The following is an 18,637-nucleotide window of genomic DNA, read 5'->3' as shown; positions in this document are numbered from 1 at the left end:
TATGGCACGTATTTCAGGAGTTGATATCCCCGACCGTAAAAGAGGCGAAATTGCCTTAACTTACATTTTTGGAATTGGTCGCAGTACTGCGAAGAAAATTCTGGACAAAGCAGGTGTGGATCTGGATAAAAAGGTACTTGACTGGACAGATGAAGAGTCAGGGGCTATTCGTTCTGTTATTTCAGGCGAATATAAAGTTGAGGGAGCACTAAAGTCGGAGGTTCAATTGAGTATCAAACGCTTAATGGATATTGCTTGTTACCGTGGCCTTCGTCATCGTAAGGGATTGCCATTGCGCGGACAGAGAACCAAGAATAACTCTCGTACTCGTAAGGGTAAACGCAAGACAATCGCGAACAAGAAAAAGGCTACTAAATAAACAATGAGTGTGGCATCACAGCTACATCTTATTCCATAAGCAATGGCACAAAATAAAAGAAAAGACAAGGCAAAGAAGAGAGTTGTTGTAGTAGAGTCGGTGGGTCAGGTACACATCAGAGCTTCTTTCAACAACATCATCATCTCTATCACTAACAGCAATGGACAGGTGATCTCATGGGCTTCGGCTGGTAAAATGGGATTCCGTGGTTCTAAGAAAAACACACCTTACGCAGCTCAGACTGCGGCACAAAACTGTGCTCAGGTAGCGTTTGACCTTGGAATGCGTAAAGCTGAAATTTTTGTTAAAGGACCTGGTTCAGGTCGTGAGTCGGCAATTCGTACGATTCAAAATGCAGGAATTGAAGTAACCACAATCCGTGATATTACTCCACTTCCTCACAACGGATGTCGTCCTCCGAAAAGAAGAAGAGTTTAGTTTATTTTTTATCCAATGATTCCTTCATTCGTAATTTGGACACTGGGGTTACAGAATGGTTATCATTAACATTACAAACAATTAGTATCAAATGGCTCGTTACACAGGTCCCAAATCAAAGATTGCAAGACGCTACGGAGAACCAATTTTAGGCCCTAGCAAAGCACTTGCAAAGAAAAATTACCCTCCCGGAGTACACGGAAAGGGTCGTCGTTCCAAAAAATCGGAATACGCTTTACAATTAATGGAAAAGCAAAAAGTTAAGTTTATCTACGGTATTCTTGAAAGACAGTTTCGTAATCTATTCGAAAAAGCGTCTGTAAAAGAAGGTCTTACTGGTGAAAACTTACTTCGTTTCTGCGAAGCTCGTCTTGATAACACAGTTTATCGTTTAGGTATCGCTCCTACAAGACGTGCAGCTCGTCAGTTAGTCTCTCACAAGCACATTCTTGTTGATGGAGAACTAGTTAATATACCTTCGTATTCTTTACGTCCTGGACAAACTGTTACAGTGCGTGAAAAATCTAAATCTCTCGAAGCTGTTTCGGATAGCTTGGCTGGCCACAGTTCTAAAGGTTTTAACTGGTTGGAATGGAATGGACAGGAGCTTTCAGGTAAGTTTATAACTTTCCCTGACCGCGAACAGATTCCTGAAAATATCAACGAGCAACTTATCGTTGAGTTGTACTCGAAATAATAAATAATCTTCAAAATTTTATGAGCACGCTTCATTTTTGGAGCGTGCTTGTAGCCGAAAAACGGCAATATTTGCGATCGCAAAGGTAACGGTAGCGTGATCAACTATCATTTACTACTATAAAAGGAGCAAGGACTATGTCAATATTAGCTTTCCAAATGCCTGATAAGGTCGTCATGGAAAAAGCAGACGACTTTCACGGGTTGTTTGAATTTAAGCCTTTAGAGAAAGGGTATGGCGTAACAATCGGTAATGCATTACGCAGGATTCTTCTTTCATCTTTGGAAGGCTATGCCATCACGAGCGTGAAGTTCCCTGGTGTTCTTCATGAATTTTCGTCCATTGAAGGTATTGTTGAGGATGTAACAGAAATCATCCTGAACCTTAAAATGGTTCGATTTAAAAAAGTATCGGATTTAAATGAGAGCAGAATTGTTGTTAACCTTAAAAATGTTTCGGTAATCACTGCCGGTGACATCAGCAAGTTTACAAGCGCTTTCGAAGTTTTAAATCCTGATCAAGTAATTTGTCACATTGACGACAACAAGGAGTTCGAAATGGAACTTTTGTTGGATAAAGGAAGAGGATACGTTCCTGCTGATGAGCCAAGAGCAAATGAATTGCCTTTCGGATACATCGCAATGGACTCGATCTATACGCCGATCAAAAATGTAAAATACAGCGTTGAAAATACGCGTGTTGAACAACGTACCGATTACGAACGTCTTTTAATTGATATTCAAACTGACGGGTCAATCCACCCTGAAGATGCTCTTAAAGGAGCTGCGAATATTTTGATTCAACACTTCATGCTATTCTCTGATCAGACTATGACGTTTGAGAAACAGAAAGCTGAAGAAGATAATCAGGTTGATGAAGAAATGTTGCGTATGAGGAAATTGCTTAAAACTTCACTTTCAGAGTTGGATCTTTCAGTTCGTGCTTACAACTGTTTGAAATCTGCTGACGTGAAATCTCTAGGCGATTTAGTAAGACTTGAAATTTCGGACATGATGAAGTTCCGTAACTTCGGTAAAAAATCTCTGACTGAGTTGGAGCAACTTGTTGCTGATAAACAACTCGTATTTGGAATGGATGTCGCCAAATATCGTTTGGACGAAGAATAATTTAAGTATTCCATAATAAGTATGTATTCTGTAGCGCGTAGAGTCTGCGCAGCTCGAAGCAACTAAACAAAACAAAAATGAGACACGGAAACAAAGTAAATCACTTAGGAAGAACACATTCTCACCGTAAAGCTATGCTTTCGAATATGGCTTCTTCTTTGATTTTACACAAAAGAATTGAAACAACGCTTGCAAAAGCGAAAGAACTTAAAAAGTTTGTTGAGCCTTTGTTGACTCGTGCAAAAGAAGATACTACACACAATCGTCGTATCGCTTTTGGTTATTTGAACGACAAAGAATCAGTTAAAGAACTTTTTGGAACTGTTTCTGATAAAATTGCAGATCGTCCAGGTGGTTACACACGTATCATCAAATTGGGAAACCGTTTGGGTGATGCTGCTGAGGTAGCTCTTATGGAACTTGTAGACTTCAACGATGCATTACTACTTGCTAACGCAGACAAACCTGTGAAGACTCGTCGTAGCCGTCGTGGTGGTAAGAAAGAAGGCGGATCAGAAACACCAGCAGCAGAAGCAGCACCAGCTGCACCGAAAGCTGATTTCCCGATCGTAGCTGAAGACGAAGCACCAGAAGCTCCAAAAGCTGAGTCTGATGAATCTCAAGAAGATGCAAAAAGCGAATAATATAGTGCAAAGCATCTGATAAATATTAATTAAAAGGGTTAAACGTTTTCGTTTAACCCTTTTTTTTGACTAAAAATATATACTTTTGCAGCGCCAAATTCAATAGCAAGATGGTGCTCATCTCGTACGGTTCAAAAAATTGAACTGCTTTAACCGTAGGAGTGTTACAATTAGCAAATCGATTTAACCATATATGAATCAAAAGAAAGAGGCTTTATTACTGCTGGAAGACGGAACAGCATATAGAGGGTTAGCTTTAGGGATAGACGGCACAACCGGTGGCGAGATCTGCTTTAACACGGGAATGACGGGGTATCAGGAAATTTATACAGACCCTTCCTATTTTGGACAAATCATAGTTAACACCAATTCTCATATCGGGAACTATGGTGTTCAGCTGGAAGATGAGGAAGAATCAAGTTCAGTGAAAATCAAAGGGATGGTTTGTAATACTTTCTCAACGATTTATTCACGGGACACGGCTGATTATTCTCTTCAGGAGTATTTTGAAAGGGCGAAAATTGTTGGGGTTAGTAATGTTGACACAAGACACATCGTTCGCCATGTTCGTGAAAGAGGAGTAATGAACGCCATTATTTCATCACAGATTCTGGATGAAAAAGAATTGATGGATGAATTGCATAAAATTCCTTCCATGGATGGATTGGAATTATCTTCTCAGGTTACTACGGATGTACCTTATTTCATGGGTACAGAAGAAGGAAGCAAGTGGAGAATCGCTGTAATGGATTATGGTATCAAGAAAAGCATCCTGAATAATCTTACAAAACGCGGATGTTACTGCAAGGTTTTCCCTGCACAAACATCTTTTGAAGAAGTAATGAGCTGGAAGCCGGATGGATTTTTTATCTCAAACGGACCTGGTGATCCATCAGCGATGCCGTACGCAATTAAGACGGTTGACGAAATGGTGAAAACAGGAAAGCCATTGTTCGGTATTTGCCTTGGACATCAGCTGCTTGCTCTTTCAAGCGGTATTAATACCTATAAAATGCACCATGGTCACCGTGGATTAAACCATCCTGTTAAAAACCTGATCACTGGCTTGTGCGAGATCACATCACAGAATCATGGTTTTGCTGTTAATCCTGACGAAATCCAGAGTCACCCGGATGTTGAGATTACGCACGTTAACCTGAATGATAAAACGATTGAAGGAATTCGTCGTAAGGATTATCCTGCTTTCTCGGTACAATATCACCCGGAAGCTTCACCAGGACCTCATGATTCGCGTTACTTATTTGATGAATTTGCAAAATTGCTTTCAGCGGTTTAGCAGATCAATATAAAAACCTAAAAAAAATCCACTTAATAATCGAGTGGATTTTTTTTATGGTTTATGATGAATGTTAAAGATTTGCTTCAATCAATTTTTTAAATTCCGCTTCCTCCATTAATCCGTTTTTACGAAGAATTAATTTCCCTTTTTTGTAAAAAAGAAACGCAGGGATTTCATCAATACCAAGTTCTTTCGCCAGTGCCTTATTTTGATCGTAGTGAATCGTTTCAATCGTAGCTTTCGACTTATATTCGTCCGCCAGCTTATGTACGGTAGGAAGCATTTTAATACACGGAGCACACCAGGGAGCGTAAAAATCTACCATTACCAGTTTCCCGGAATTAGTCAGCTTTTTAAAATCGGCGGTATTCATTCCTTTATTTGATGCAGTCGCATCTTTTGGAGCGTCAATTAATTTACCTGACGATGTCCATTTTAAATAACCTCCCTGCATATCATACACATCAGTAAAACCTTTCTCATGCAAAACTTTTGCAGCCTGTGCACTTCTGCCACCGGATAAACAATAAACGAAAACCGGTTTATTTTTATCAAGTTTTTCAATTTGATCTTTAAATGCAGGGGCTCTGTAATCAATGTTTTCTGCTTTTTCCAAATGTCCCTGGCTGTATTCCCCGGGAGTTCTTACGTCCAGCAATTGCGCCTGTTTGGTTGCATTCAGCTTATTTTGGAAGTCGTTAGTAGTTAACTGGGTCTGTGCCAGTACCGAGCCAGCGGTTAGCATAATGCCCAGAAATGATATGAGAATACTTTTCATGTTCTAAAATTTAATTCTATGATAATGTAAATTTACCTTAAAATAGATTGACGGCTCACGTATGACATTTTTTTTGTGTTATTTTGTACCGTTAATATATCCATTTCAAATCAAACCCAAAGCTGCAAATGAGTACGATTCAGTCAGTACATGCAAGACAAATTCTGGATTCAAGAGGAAACCCTACAGTAGAAGTAGATATTCGTACCGAAAATGGTTATTTAGGACGCGCTGCGGTTCCTTCAGGAGCATCAACCGGTAAACACGAAGCAGTAGAACTTCGCGATGACGACAAGAGCGTTTACGTTGGAAAAGGAGTTTTGAAAGCTGTTGAAAATGTTAATGATATCATTTTCCCTGAATTGATCGGCGCTTCTGTTTTCGAACAAAACCTGATTGATAAAATAATGCTTGAATTGGATGGTACGCCAAACAAAAGCAAGCTAGGTGCTAACGCGATCCTTGGTGTTTCTTTGGCAGTTGCCAAAGCTGCTGCTCAGGAAGCTGGTCTTCCTTTGTACCGTTACATCGGTGGTGTTAATGCAAATACACTTCCTGTTCCGATGATGAACATTTTGAATGGTGGTAGCCATGCAGATAACTCAATCGATTTCCAGGAATTTATGATCCTTCCTGCGAAAGCTGATACTTTCTCTGAGTCTCTTCGTATGGGTGTTGAAGTGTTCCACACTTTGAAAACTGTATTGAAAAGCAAAGGATATTCTACTAACGTTGGTGACGAAGGTGGATTTGCTCCAAACATCAAATCAAATGAAGAAGCGATTGAAATCGTTATTCAGGCGATCGAAAAAGCAGGTTACAAACCAGGTGAAGATATTTTCATCGCTATGGATGCTGCTGTTTCTGAATTCTACGAAGATGGTTTCTACCACTTCAAAAAATCAGACGGACGTAAATTGACTTCTCCTGAAATGGCTGACTACTGGACTCAGTGGGTTGCTAAATATCCAATTATCTCTATCGAAGATGGTATGGACGAAGATGACTGGGCAGGTTGGAAAACACTTACTGAGTCAATCGGTTCTAAATGTCAATTAGTAGGAGACGATTTGTTCGTAACAAACGTAACTCGTTTACAACAAGGAATCGAATCTCAGATCGCTAACGCTGTTTTGGTAAAAGTTAACCAAATCGGTTCATTGACTGAAACAATCGATACTGTAAATCTTGCGAAAAGAAACAGCTACAAAACAATTATGTCTCACCGTTCAGGTGAAACTGAGGATGCAACAATTGCTGACCTTGCAGTGGCGTTGAACACAGGACAGATCAAAACTGGTTCTGCTTCACGTTCTGACCGTATGGCGAAATACAACCAACTTCTTCGTATTGAAGAAGAATTGGGAGAAAGCGCTTACTTCCCAGGATTGAAATTCTAATTTAATATGGCAAAACCGGAGCTTAGGCTCCGGTTTTCTCTTTCCCGGCATGATCGATTTCAAAAGTCTTTTACCCCACATGCGTAAATTCTATACTGCAACATTTGTGGTATGGCTTGTCTGGATTTTGTTTTTAGACAACAACAATATTAAAGTTGTTATGTCTAACCGGATGAAAATGAAGGAGCTTGAAAAGGAAAAAAGCATTCTTGAAGACAAAATCAAACAGGTTAAAAAGGAGCGCAACGAAGTATTTGGTACGCCTAAAATGCTGGAAAAATGGGCACGCGAAAAATACCTGATGCGCAAACCGAATGAAGATGTTTATGTCATTGTTGACGAAAATAATCAGCCTATTGAAAGTAAAAAGGAAGAATAAGCCTTAATCATTCTTCGAAAATTTAACTCATATTACTCCTATACCTTGATCAACGTACTTTTTATTTGTTTAGGGAATATTTGCCGGTCTCCTATTGCAGAAGGCGTTTTTAAAGCACTTGTTAAAAAAAAGGGATTAGACCATATCATTCAATGTGATTCTGCCGGCACAGGAGCTTATCATATTGGCAGCCTACCTGATAAGCGCATGAGAAAAGTAGCTTTATCTCATGACATTACACTGACACACCAGGCAAGACAACTTTCTTTCGAGGATTTCATCAATTTCAATTACATCGTAGCCATGGACCAGTCGAATTTCGAAAACATTCGAAAGGAAAGCTTCCGTGCCCATGGATTTTATTTGCCCGAAGATCAGTTATATTTATACAGAATGTTCGATCCTGAAAGAGGAGAGGCTGTTATTGTTCCGGATCCTTACTACGAAGAGCTTTCAGCTTTTGACGACGTTTATGAAATTGTTGAACGAAGCGGGAACGCTTTTTTAAATTTTTTGATAGAAAAACACGGACTGACAAAAGAGAAAAGTTATCAGGAAATTTAGTTCTGGTAATCTGATGTCAGTTAATTAATATAAAAGCAGGAATTTTAAACAAGTACGACATTGGGAAAAAAAGTAATTCTTATCATCATGGACGGCTGGGGAATTGCCAAAGCCGGAGAGGAAAACCGTTCTGCGGTCATTGCAGCGAAAACTCCTTTTTATGACAGTATTTTAGAAAAATATCCTCATAGCAAACTGGAAGCAAGCGGACTTGCAGTAGGTTTGCCTGACGGACAAATGGGTAATTCCGAAGTTGGACATACCAACCTGGGTGCTGGCCGTGTCGTTTATCAGGATCTTGTAAAAATAAATCTTGCCGTTTCTTCCGGAAGTCTTGCGGACGAACCTGTTTTGGCTGACGCCTTTAATTTCGCAAAAGAGAATAATAAAAAAGTGCATTTCATCGGATTGGTTTCTGATGGTGGGGTGCATTCACATATCGATCATGTAAAAGGTCTTTGTAAAATTGCTGCTGATAAAGGTTTGAGCAATGTATTTGTGCATGCTTTTACTGATGGCCGCGATACGGATCCAAAAAGTGGTTTAGGATTTCTTACTGAATTGCAGGAAACAATGGCTGCAACGACTGGCCAGATTGCCAGCGTTACCGGACGTTATTACGCAATGGACCGCGACAAACGCTGGGAGCGTGTGAAACTTGCCTATGACGCGATGGTTTTAGGTGAAGGAAAACATGTGAAAGCTGACGGAATTTTGGCTGCTATCGAAGAATCTTACGAAGCGGGTGTTTCCGATGAATTTATTCAGCCGATCATTGCGGTAAAAGAAGACGGTTCGCCGGTTGCTGTTATTGAAGAAAATGACGTCGTTGTTTGTTTCAATTTCCGTACAGACCGTGGCCGTGAAATTACAGAAGCGCTTACACAACAGGATTTCCATGAGCAGAATATGCACAAGCTGAACCTGCGTTATATCACTATGACAAATTATGACGATACTTTCAAAGGTGTTTCTGTCATTTTTGATAAAGATAATCTGAACAATACTTTGGGAGAAGTTTTGGAAGCTGCGGGTAAAAAACAAATCCGTATTGCTGAAACTGAAAAATATCCACACGTTACTTTCTTCTTCTCCGGCGGTCGTGAAAAACCGTTTGAAGGTGAAAGCCGTTTGTTAAGTCCTTCCCCAAAAGTGGCGACTTATGATTTGCAGCCGGAAATGTCTGCATTCGGATTGCGCGATCTTATTGTTCCTGAATTAATAAAAGAAGAGGTAGATTTCGTTTGTCTAAATTTTGCCAATGCAGATATGGTGGGTCACACCGGTGTTTTTGAGGCAGCTGTAAAAGCTTGTGAAACGGTTGATCAATGTGTGCAGGCAGTTGTAACAACTGGTCTGGAACACGGATATTCTTCAATCATTATTGCCGATCATGGTAATTCTGATTATATGTCCAATGACGATGGTTCGCCTAATACAGCGCATTCGCTTAATCTGGTACCTTGTATTTTGGTTGATAACGATTATCAAAAACCGATCAAAGACGGTAAACTTGCCGATATGGCACCAACGATTCTTGATTTGATGGGAATCGCAAAACCGGAAGAAATGACCGGAAACAGTATTCTTTAAACTATACCAGAATAAAAGGTGTTATTTTTGTCAGAGAGTCTGTTTCAGGCTCTCTGATTTTTTTTGCGTAATGATTAGATTTTGCTTCTTCACGAATATGAATAATAAAGTATCGACTTCTTCTTCCCGATTTCCTTTTTTTAAATCAATAGTATATTTATTCGCAGGCATTTTTCTTCTTCTGAGCAGTTGTGATTCTGCACAGGAAAGGAAGAGTAGGGTGATGACTTATTATGATCTGAAAGGATTTATTGAATCTCAGATTACTGTTCTTAATAAAGAGAAACCGGAAGTGACAAAAACTATGAGCGTATCAGGTAAAAATGAAACGCGAACTTCCAATGATGTTGACTGGAAAAAGGAGTTGGAATTATTTATTCAGGCTGATATTAACAAACCTGCGTATAGCAAAAGTTATTCTATTACCAAGCCGGATTCTGTGACGGTTTTGTATGAACTCAAAACAGAGGAAAGTTTACCAGTTCGTTATTTGAAGATAAAAATCGATAAGACTTCTGGTGATCCAATAGTAATCCAGGCATTGCTGCGCTCGGAAAATAAATTATATCAGTCAGAAAAAAACATTGAATTACACGGTTCGGTTAATAACAATCAGTGGCAATTAAATGAATATACTATTAGAGGTTTTCAGAAGCTTGCTACAATGGACAAAAAGTCATTTGATGTCACCGCACGGATGCATCATTGAAGTTTGAGTTGAAACATTTTGTCCTATTTTGCCCTATTTTGTGTGTGGTATACTCAGGATTTTTGGCAATAAATAACGGAGATTTTTTCTGGCAGGAAATAAGTTAAATCAAATCAATTTATTTAAAATACGCTTAATTTTAACGGAATCGATGTTTTTTGTTTGAGATGAGAAAAAATAAAACTCCTTTATTTTAGAATTTTGATTGCTGTTATGGTTGGGGAATGATATTGGTTAAAATAGATTCAGAAGTTTAACTAAATCTAAATAAATCAAACATTACATAACCTAAATTAGTATCAATGCAGCAGCCAGAACAAAAAAACAAGCAAACAATAGCGTGGGCAATGGTAGTTGTCCTAGGTCTAGCAACAGCCATGTTTGGCTATCTTTTCACAACACAGAAAAGTGAATTGACACAGCAGGAATCAATGGTAGTAGAAAAGGCCAGAGAGTTGGCACTTACCAAAACAAAACTTGATTCTATCTCAACAGTTCTTGATACAAAAATTACCGAAATCGAAAAGTTAGGCGGAGATGTTTCTGAACTGACAAAAATGAAAACACAACTGGAAGCTGATAAAGCAGCATTCAGAAGAAGCAACAAAGTTGAAACAGGAAAGTATCTTGCTAAAATTAAAGAATACGAAAAATTCCTGGCTGAAAAAGATGAGGTTATCGCTCAGCTTAAACTTGAAAATGAGCACTTAGTAGCTTCAAATGATTCATTGAGCACACATGTAGGGAACTTGACAAGCGAGCGTGAGAGATTGGTGAAACGTCAGACTGAACTTACTGATTCAGTTGTAACATTCACCGCTGCTAACAAAGAGCTTTCTGCAAAGGTAAGTCAGGCAGCTGCTCTTAAAGCTCAGAATCTTAAAGTTCTGACAGTTAATTCAAGAGGAAAAACAAAAGACAAAGAGGAGTACAAAGCAAAACGTGTTGACAAACTAAAACTAGTTTTCAACCTGCCGGAAAATGCTTTGACAGCACAAGAATCAAAAGATATTTATCTTCGTGTTCTTGATCCGCAAGGAGCTGTTGTAGCGGACGATGCAACTGGTTCAGGAGAGTTTGAAGTTGATGGTTCACCATCAAAATTCACTGCCCGTGAGTCAGTAGCTTATCAAAACAACAATCAGAAAGTTGAAATGTTATACGATAACGCTCAGCTTCGTCCAGGAAAGTATGCTGTTGAACTTTATTCAGAAGGTTATAAAATCGGTGGAACAAATTTCACGATCAAGTAATAACTCTGACAGTGTTTTGCGAATAAAAAACGGAGCCGGGCTTAATGTCCGGCTCCGTTTTTGTGATATGTAAATTGAATTATTAAGCCTCAGTCTGATTTCTGATAATCTGTATAAAACGTTGAAGTTCCTCAGCTCTGGCCGGGCTAACTTCCGGATACGACATATCCATTTTCTTTAACTCTTCAATAATAATACTGCCGACAATCAATCGCATATTCTTTTTGTCATCCGCAGGCACTACAAACCAAGGAGATTTTTTTGTAGCCGTTTCATTGATAGCATCCTGATAAGCTTTCATATATTCATCCCACTGATCACGAACTTTCACATCCTGCTCTTCAAATTTCCAGTTTTTATTAGGATCTTCAATGCGTTCGATCAGGCGGTCGGCCTGTTCTTTTTTTGATACATTAAGGAAAAACTTGATTACGCGAATTCCATTCCGATAAAGATATTTTTCGAGGTTTTTAATATCAGAATAGCGTTGGTCAAAAAGCTTGTCTACATCTTCCGTCAGTTCGGTTGGCAATCGTTGTGAAGTCGTTAATATTTCCGGATCCACTTTTACAACCAATACTTCTTCGTAATAACTACGGTTGAAAATTGTAATAGTACCGCGGTTTGGCAGCACCTGATTTGTCCGCCATAAAAAATCATGGCTTAACTCAGTTTCTGACGGACGTTTAAATGAGTGAATTTTAACGCCCACCGGATTTACACCTGCCAGCACGTGTTTGATTGTGCCATCTTTCCCTGCAGCATCCATAGCCTGAAAAATAATCAGCAGGCCATATCGGTTATGCGCATACATTTTACTTTGCAGTTGATCCATTTCTTGGACAAAATCTGCAAGCATGGATGCGTATTCTTCTTTATCGTCATAAATATCTTTAAAGCTTGTAGGTGCTTTATTAATATCAAATTTCTCTGTACCATCTACGCGAAATGCGCTGGACTTGAATTGCGACATATTAATGGGATTTAGTTAATTGGATGAATATGTTTTCTCTTTTTAATTGATATCAAAACGAAAGCAGATTAAGCTTATTCGTTTTTATGATTTTTAAGAAATTGTTCAAGTTTGGCAAATGCGCGTGCACGATGACTTAGTTCGCCCTTTTCGTCCATACTCATTTCTGCGAATGTCTTGTCATGACCTTCCGGAACGAAAATCGGATTATAGCCAAATCCATAAGTTCCACGTTTTTCCATGACAATTTTCCCTTTAATTTCGCCATCAAACTGGTAATACTTACCATCAAGAACCAAAGTTATCACTGCCACAAACCGTGCATTGAAATTATCCTTGCCAGCCATTTTCTCCAACACCAGATCCATATTGTCATCGGCACTTCTTTGCGGACCAGCGTAATAGGCAGAATGCACTCCAGGCTCGCCATTCAATGCATCAATTTCCAGTCCTGAGTCATCCGCGAAACAATTGACACCATAATGGGTCCACACAAATTCTGCTTTCTCATGCGAGTTTTCCGGAATAGTGTCGTGTGTCTCAGGAATCTCTTCTTCGCAGCCAATTTCTTTTAGGGTAGTCAGCGTAAAAGAATCGCCGAGCAATGCCTGTACTTCTTCAAGTTTATGTTGATTATTGGTAGCAAAACAAAGTTTCATTAGTAAATTCAGATAAGTATAATTTGGAAATGCAGTTTAACGAAAAACGGCCACTTCAGAAGAAGCGGCCGTCTATTATTTTCTATCCTACCTTAATTATTTCGTTGGAGCAGGTGCAGGAGCGGCTCCTGGTTTTGCGCCTTTTGTAAAGTCGATCAATTCAACATCAAACAGCAATACTGAGTTACCCGGAATTGCACCTGGTGATCCGTCTACACCGTAAGCCAGGCCTGATGGAATGATCAAAGTACGTTTGCCGCCTTTTTTCATCAGCATAATTCCTTCTTCCCACCCTGGAATAACCATACCAACACCAACCTGGAAGTCGATAGGTTTTCCTGCGTTTTTAGAACTGTCAAATACTTTACCATCTAAAAGTTTACCAGTATAGTGAACTTTCACATTGTCACCCTGAGTTGGCGTTTCACCAGTTCCTACTACATCATCCACATAGTAAAGACCAGAAGCTGTATGCTGTGCTTTTGCAGTCAGGTTATTTTTTGCAAGATATTCCTGAATAACTTTTTCGTCAATCGCTTTTTGTTTTACACCTGCTTCTGACTGTTGTTTCTGGAATTCTTCCGAAGTAAGAACGCTAAGAACTTTAACAGTGAAAGTGATTTCTGATCCTTTTTTGATCATTGGAGGCAATGGCTGCATCATTTTTGCAAAAAGTGTATCTGCATTAATGAAAAATTTCGCGCTGTCACCAGCTGCAAGCATCGCCAAACCTTCTTCAAAACTTCCTTTGAAAGGAGGAGCCTGAAGAACCAGTTTAACAGGAGTTTTATCTTTATAAGTATCACGCAGCGTCGAATCAGCCCCGTTTTTAAGAACCAGGTGAAATGACATGATATCACCAAGTTTTGCTTTCCGGGCAGCCTCGTCGTGCTCGAAAATCTGATACTTCAGGCCACTTTCAGTAACTTTTGTCTTATACTTGTCGCAGGCTGTGGCGAGAAGAGTTATGCCTAGTACATAACCGATTGTTTTAAGATTCATTGGATTGTATTAATTAGAAAATATTTATGTGAATGTTATAATATTTGGTTCTTGTTACTAATCAACTTTCAGTAATTCTTCTTTATATTTTGGAAGAATAGACAAAAACAGATCAACAGTATCATTGATAGAAAGCTCAGTTCTGCCTCCTGACGCATTTTTATGTCCGCCCCCATTAAAATAAGTACTCGATACCTCACGAACGGAAAAGTCACCCACAGAACGGAAAGAAATTTTAATTTCTCCTTTACGCTCAATGAACAATGCTGACATGACGACATTTTCGACCTGTAAACCGTAATTAACGATACCTTCCGTTTCACCGGGACTTGAATTAAAACGGGCAAGTTCTGCATCAGTAAGTACCATATAAGCAGTACGATATTCGGGCAAAACAATTAGCTTTTGAGATAAAACATACCCCAGAAACTGTAAACGGGATAAAGGTGAATTATCATAAATCAGCCTGTGAACCCTGCTCGTATCAAATCCTGTCAGCATCAGATCAGCAATCGCCAGATGCACGGCCGGCGTTACATTTCCAAATTTGAAAGAACCGGTATCCGTCATTATTCCGGCATAGAGGTTTTCTGCCATAGGAATATCAAAAATATCCGTTGTCGGGACGTCTCCTTCCATTTCCTTTATTAACGCATAAACCAGCTGAGCTGTTGCGGCAGCTGAGGTATCCCAGACCATCCATTTTGCAAAGTGCTCAGGCTCCAAGTGATGATCAATCAGCAATTTAGGGGCATTTGCATTCAGAACAACCTTTCCCAGATCCTTTAAACGGGATAACGCAGAGAAATCCAGACAGCAGATTAACGTAGCCTCGTCAATTTTTCTTCTGCACTTCCCCTGTTCACCAGATTTTTCATAAACCAAAACCTCGCTCATTCCGGGAAGCCAGCGTAAATTTGCTGCATAATCCGTTGGACTGATTACAGTTACGGCATGTCCTTTCCTGGATAAATAACTTGCCCATCCAAGCGAAGAGCCCAGCGCATCAGCGTCGGGATCTCTATGCATCGTGATGATGATTTTTTGAGGAGTAGATAGAAAAGCTACTAGCTCTTCAACGGTTTGATTCACAGTTGTTTAATTCAAAAAGGAAATTTGGACCCGGCAATTTGATGACAAAATTAACAAAACTGTTGGGATTTGTTTAATGTTGACTACGAAAGGCTTATTCAGGAGTTAATGTTTTTCCGGGAAAATGAGGTTCCGGGCAGATTTGATGGCTATATAAAATGAAAATTGTAGTTTTACAGCAAAATAAATTTTAGCAAACTGTATGTCAACCAATAAGACCTTCACGATGATTAAGCCTGATGCCGTATTAGACGGAAATTCAGGTGCTATTATTAAAATGATTGAGGCTGCCGGATTCCGTGTTGTAGCTTTGAAGAAAACACAATTAACTCCGGAACGTGCGGGTGAATTTTATGCGGTACACAAAGAACGTCCTTTTTACAACGACTTATGTGCTTACATGTCATCAGGACCAATTGTTCCGATTATTCTTGAAAAAGAAAATGCTGTGGCAGATTTCCGTACTTTAATTGGTGCGACAAATCCTGCAAATGCAGAAGATGGAACGATTCGTAAATTGTTTGCAAAATCAATTGAAGCAAACGCAATCCATGGTTCTGATTCAGACGAAAATGCTGCTATTGAAGGAAGTTTCTTCTTTGCTCATACTGAGCAGTTCTAAAAGAAAACTTGGAAAAAAACGGACCCACATCATACGATGTGAGTCCGTTTTTTTTTATTTAATTTTTGCCAATGTTCTGCTCACAACCTGAATTACTCCGTTATCAGCATTAACATTTTTTGTAATAATGATGATACTCTTATCATTATTAAGATATACGGTAGAGTCTGAAGTTGTACTTTTTGTTATCGTGATCGTGTAGCGTTTATCCAAACCTTTATTCACACCCAGAGGAAGCGATGCGTATTCGTATCTGGTGCCAAGCAAATGTCTGTAAACAAAAGCTCTGGCAGAATCTTTATTCATTGAGTTTATCGCCGCACTCGTAATGCCGGATGCAATGAATGCCGAATTATTAGGTGCGAAAAGCGTCAGGTTTTCTGTTCTCAAAGCATCTGCCATATCAAGACCTAAAATAATTTCTCTTAAAGTTGAAAACTCACTATTTTGAAGAATTACATCAGTAATCGTTTTGGGCTTTACAATGTCGCTATCTTTTTCTGTACAGGATGTTACTATACCAGTAATTAATGTAACAATCAAAAAAAATGCTGCGTAACGACTTATAAAGTTAATTTTTTTCATAGCTTCGGATCAGTTTAATTTTTGTAAAACTAATGTAAATAGTAGTTTGGTGAATTTTAAAACTAATTTTTTTTAATCCTAATCCCAAAAACAAGATGTTAAAGTTTAAATTTCTGGCTGCAATGTGTGCAGTGATTTTATTTACAAGTTCTGCTTTTTTGGCAACTAAGGACGATGTAAATGCCCCGAAAAAGAAAACCGTAAAACTTTTTAACGGTAAAGATTTAACAGGCTGGAAAATCAACGGTACCGAAAAATGGTATGCTGAAAAAGGCGAGTTAATCTGCGAAAGCGGCCCGGATAAAGAATATGGCTATTTAACAACGGACAAGTTTTACAAAAATTTTGATCTGACGCTTAAATTCAAACAGGAAGCAAACGGAAACAGCGGCGTATTTTTCAGATCTACTGTGCAAGGCACCAAAGTTTCGGGCTGGCAGGTAGAAGTTGCGCCGCCAAACCATGATACCGGTGGGATTTATGAATCTTACGGCCGTGAATGGTTACAAAAAATTCCTGATGAAAAAGAAGGATTTCTTAAAATGGGAGAATGGAATACTTTACGTATCCGTGTAAATGGCCCAAAAGTACAAACCTGGTTGAACGGTCACGACATGGTTGATTTTGAAGATGCAAAAATTGGCGCCGGCGACGGATCAATTGCGCTACAAATTCACTCAGGCGGCGGAATTAAAGTACGCTGGAAAGATATCGTTCTTGAAGAATTGTAAGAATATCAAAAAACTGATTTTATTTTCACTTCCGTAGTTTCAAAGTTCATGCTGCATTAATCCGCAGTTCGTCGGAAATTGATAAGAAAACGGCCTCATGGCTAATAGCTTTGTGTTATCAAAACACAGTCTGTTAGCCATGAGGTTTTTTATTTTATATGCTTTAATAAATTATAAGATGGAAGCCCATTCGTTAAAATGAAGATTTTATCATATTAATCACTGATGGAAGAAACCAAAAAGAAACCGCTCCGCATGAATGGAACTTCCCTGGAAGGAAGAGATTTTAGCAATATGAATCTGGAAGGTGCGGATTTTAGCTTTTCAAGTCTGGAAGGAATAAATTTTGACGGCTCCAATCTTCGTGGTGCCAAAATACGTTTCGCTTCCCTTGAAAACGCAACTTTTAGAAATGCAGATCTTACCAATGCGGATTTGAGTTTCAGCAGTCTTACGGATGCTGACATGACCGGCGCGAAGATCGAAGGTGCGAATTTCAGTTTTTCATCCCAGGGAAAATCTTTTAAGTGGCAGGATTTTAAATTAATCGGGTTGATCCAGAGTCAAAGCTGGGTCGGGACTTTGGTTGCGGTTATCATCGGGGCGCTGATGCTTTATGGAGCCAGTGCTATTATTTATTTTACGCTGGAAATCTTATATACTTCCAATCCTGTTCAGGTTAAGTTAAATCAGTATCTCATTGCGCAGAATGTAATTTGCGGAGTTCTGATTGTGCTGACTGCCCAGAATATGGCAGTTTGGCTTGACTCGATGATTAAGAATTTATTTTTAAGACATCTTGTGCTTAGCATTGCGGTTTGTATCGTTTTCTTTTCTATAAATACAGGAATGTATTATGGTTTTGGTCAAAAAATATTCAGGGCTATGGTGGCGCAATCACCAGAGCAGATAAGACAAAGTGGGGCTTGGTATTGGTATGCCATCGGACCGTTGGTAATAGCAAATGTTTTCTACTATCTGAACCGCCAGGGACGGCAATTATCGCGAAAAATTTCAGAACAGGAATATCAGCTTCTTAATCTGGAAAAACTAAAAACCAGAGCTGAACTGGATGCCTTACAGGCGCGTATCAATCCTCACTTTTTATATAATGCATTAAATAGCATTGCAAGTCTCGTGCATGAGGATCCGGATAAGGCTGAGGAAATGACGTTATTATTGTCCAAACTTTTCAGATATACAACCGGCCGGAAGAATAATGATTATTTTGACAGTATTAAAAATGAACTGGAAATGGTACAAACCTATCTTCAGGTTGAAAAAGTCAGATTTGGAGATCGTTTGCAATTTGGCGTAGAAGTAACCAACCAGGAATTAAATAATCTTCAGGTTCCAAAGTTTATTCTTCAACCTATTGTAGAAAATGCTATCAAACACGGAATTTCAAAACTGGCTGACCAGGGAAAAATCATCGTAAAAATTTATGAAGAAAACGGATGGCTTAATCTTTGCGTCCATGACAACGGACCGCTTTTTTCGGACACGATGGGAGCCGGTTACGGGATCAGGAGTATTCAGGATAAACTAAAATTATTATATGGTGAAGATGCTTCGCTTGAACTGCATAATGATCCGGTTAAATCCGTAAATATTTCCATTCGCAAATCAGCAATTGAAGCAAGTGAAGAGAAGACACAATAATTTCCAGACTTATCCACTGAGATAAAATAATTATTAATTCAGCAGATTTT

At 39.1% G+C, this 18,637-nt stretch carries 21 protein-coding genes; 15 read left to right on the top strand and 6 right to left on the bottom strand.

Annotation, left to right across the window (positions count from 1 at the left end; translation table 11 throughout):
• Position 1 precedes the first annotated feature (1 nt).
• The 6 genes from rpsM to carA all read left to right on the top strand — a co-directional run bounded on the left by rpsM (position 2) and on the right by carA (position 4,582).
• A complete protein-coding gene (rpsM, locus tag IEE83_RS25810) occupies positions 2–379 on the top strand; it encodes a 30S ribosomal protein S13 (protein WP_137342280.1) in 378 nt (125 codons plus the stop codon).
• A gap of 42 nt (positions 380–421) precedes the next feature.
• Entirely contained in the window at positions 422–817 is a 396-nt protein-coding gene (gene rpsK, locus IEE83_RS25805) for a 30S ribosomal protein S11 (protein ID WP_159469528.1), read from the top strand.
• A 91-nt stretch (positions 818–908) separates the two neighbouring features.
• Positions 909–1,514, top strand: a complete 606-nt coding sequence (rpsD, locus tag IEE83_RS25800; protein ID WP_090341204.1) for a 30S ribosomal protein S4 — start codon at positions 909–911, stop codon at positions 1,512–1,514.
• A 137-nt stretch (positions 1,515–1,651) separates the two neighbouring features.
• Positions 1,652–2,641, top strand: coding sequence for a DNA-directed RNA polymerase subunit alpha (locus IEE83_RS25795; protein ID WP_090341206.1), 990 nt, complete (start codon positions 1,652–1,654; stop codon positions 2,639–2,641).
• Between the two features lie 77 nt (positions 2,642–2,718).
• Positions 2,719–3,285, top strand: a complete 567-nt coding sequence (gene rplQ, locus IEE83_RS25790; protein ID WP_194123660.1) for a 50S ribosomal protein L17 — start codon at positions 2,719–2,721, stop codon at positions 3,283–3,285.
• A gap of 193 nt (positions 3,286–3,478) precedes the next feature.
• Positions 3,479–4,582: a glutamine-hydrolyzing carbamoyl-phosphate synthase small subunit gene (gene carA, locus IEE83_RS25785; RefSeq protein WP_194123659.1), complete on the top strand. Its 1,104-nt coding sequence runs from the start codon at positions 3,479–3,481 to the stop codon at positions 4,580–4,582.
• A gap of 73 nt (positions 4,583–4,655) precedes the next feature.
• On the opposite strand, the gene IEE83_RS25780 is transcribed toward carA, so the two are convergent.
• Positions 4,656–5,363, bottom strand: coding sequence for a thioredoxin domain-containing protein (locus tag IEE83_RS25780; RefSeq protein WP_194123658.1), 708 nt, complete (start codon positions 5,361–5,363; stop codon positions 4,656–4,658).
• A gap of 128 nt (positions 5,364–5,491) precedes the next feature.
• Between IEE83_RS25780 and eno the strand changes: the two genes are divergently transcribed.
• The 6 genes from eno to IEE83_RS25750 all read left to right on the top strand — a co-directional run bounded on the left by eno (position 5,492) and on the right by IEE83_RS25750 (position 11,261).
• On the top strand, positions 5,492–6,763 hold the full coding sequence (gene eno, locus IEE83_RS25775; protein ID WP_194123657.1) for a phosphopyruvate hydratase: 1,272 nt from the start codon (positions 5,492–5,494) through the stop codon (positions 6,761–6,763).
• A 79-nt stretch (positions 6,764–6,842) separates the two neighbouring features.
• The gene (locus IEE83_RS25770; protein WP_228102079.1) at positions 6,843–7,142 is read left to right on the top strand and encodes an FtsB family cell division protein; all 300 of its coding nucleotides are present in this window, start codon (positions 6,843–6,845) and stop codon (positions 7,140–7,142) included.
• Between the two features lie 45 nt (positions 7,143–7,187).
• Complete coding sequence (locus IEE83_RS25765) at positions 7,188–7,706, top strand: low molecular weight protein-tyrosine-phosphatase (RefSeq protein WP_194123655.1); 519 nt, start codon at positions 7,188–7,190, stop codon at positions 7,704–7,706.
• A 60-nt stretch (positions 7,707–7,766) separates the two neighbouring features.
• Positions 7,767–9,299, top strand: a complete 1,533-nt coding sequence (gene gpmI, locus IEE83_RS25760) for a 2,3-bisphosphoglycerate-independent phosphoglycerate mutase (protein WP_194123654.1) — start codon at positions 7,767–7,769, stop codon at positions 9,297–9,299.
• A gap of 97 nt (positions 9,300–9,396) precedes the next feature.
• Complete coding sequence (locus tag IEE83_RS25755; protein ID WP_194123653.1) at positions 9,397–10,008, top strand: hypothetical protein; 612 nt, start codon at positions 9,397–9,399, stop codon at positions 10,006–10,008.
• A gap of 302 nt (positions 10,009–10,310) precedes the next feature.
• Positions 10,311–11,261: a DUF8428 domain-containing protein gene (locus IEE83_RS25750; RefSeq protein WP_194123652.1), complete on the top strand. Its 951-nt coding sequence runs from the start codon at positions 10,311–10,313 to the stop codon at positions 11,259–11,261.
• Between the two features lie 82 nt (positions 11,262–11,343).
• On the opposite strand, the gene IEE83_RS25745 is transcribed toward IEE83_RS25750, so the two are convergent.
• From IEE83_RS25745 to IEE83_RS25730, 4 genes are all read right to left on the bottom strand, one after another.
• Positions 11,344–12,234 carry a polyphosphate kinase 2 family protein gene (locus tag IEE83_RS25745; protein ID WP_194123651.1) on the bottom strand — a complete coding sequence of 297 codons (891 nt, stop codon included), beginning with the start codon at positions 12,232–12,234 and terminating at the stop codon, positions 11,344–11,346.
• A gap of 74 nt (positions 12,235–12,308) precedes the next feature.
• On the bottom strand, positions 12,309–12,893 hold the full coding sequence (gene rdgB, locus IEE83_RS25740; protein ID WP_194123650.1) for an RdgB/HAM1 family non-canonical purine NTP pyrophosphatase: 585 nt from the start codon (positions 12,891–12,893) through the stop codon (positions 12,309–12,311).
• A 96-nt stretch (positions 12,894–12,989) separates the two neighbouring features.
• Positions 12,990–13,895, bottom strand: coding sequence for an FKBP-type peptidyl-prolyl cis-trans isomerase (locus IEE83_RS25735; RefSeq protein ID WP_194123649.1), 906 nt, complete (start codon positions 13,893–13,895; stop codon positions 12,990–12,992).
• A gap of 57 nt (positions 13,896–13,952) precedes the next feature.
• Positions 13,953–14,987: a DHH family phosphoesterase gene (locus IEE83_RS25730; RefSeq protein WP_194123648.1), complete on the bottom strand. Its 1,035-nt coding sequence runs from the start codon at positions 14,985–14,987 to the stop codon at positions 13,953–13,955.
• Between the two features lie 202 nt (positions 14,988–15,189).
• On the opposite strand from IEE83_RS25730, the gene IEE83_RS25725 reads away from it, so the two are divergent.
• Positions 15,190–15,609 carry a nucleoside-diphosphate kinase gene (locus IEE83_RS25725; protein ID WP_194123647.1) on the top strand — a complete coding sequence of 140 codons (420 nt, stop codon included), beginning with the start codon at positions 15,190–15,192 and terminating at the stop codon, positions 15,607–15,609.
• A 54-nt stretch (positions 15,610–15,663) separates the two neighbouring features.
• Here IEE83_RS25725 and IEE83_RS25720 read toward each other — a convergent pair whose 3' ends face one another.
• Complete coding sequence (locus IEE83_RS25720; protein ID WP_194123646.1) at positions 15,664–16,194, bottom strand: fasciclin domain-containing protein; 531 nt, start codon at positions 16,192–16,194, stop codon at positions 15,664–15,666.
• 95 nt (positions 16,195–16,289) lie between these two features.
• Between IEE83_RS25720 and IEE83_RS25715 the strand changes: the two genes are divergently transcribed.
• Both IEE83_RS25715 and IEE83_RS25710 read left to right on the top strand, forming a co-directional pair.
• Positions 16,290–16,925: a 3-keto-disaccharide hydrolase gene (locus IEE83_RS25715; protein ID WP_194123645.1), complete on the top strand. Its 636-nt coding sequence runs from the start codon at positions 16,290–16,292 to the stop codon at positions 16,923–16,925.
• 225 nt (positions 16,926–17,150) lie between these two features.
• Entirely contained in the window at positions 17,151–18,587 is a 1,437-nt protein-coding gene (locus IEE83_RS25710) for a histidine kinase (protein ID WP_194123644.1), read from the top strand.
• Positions 18,588–18,637 lie beyond the last annotated feature (50 nt).

Origin of the sequence: Dyadobacter subterraneus, from assembly GCF_015221875.1 — a bacterium.
GTDB classification, from domain to species: Bacteria; Bacteroidota; Bacteroidia; order Cytophagales; family Spirosomataceae; genus Dyadobacter; species Dyadobacter subterraneus.
This window is presented reverse-complemented; position numbering and strand designations above follow the sequence as displayed.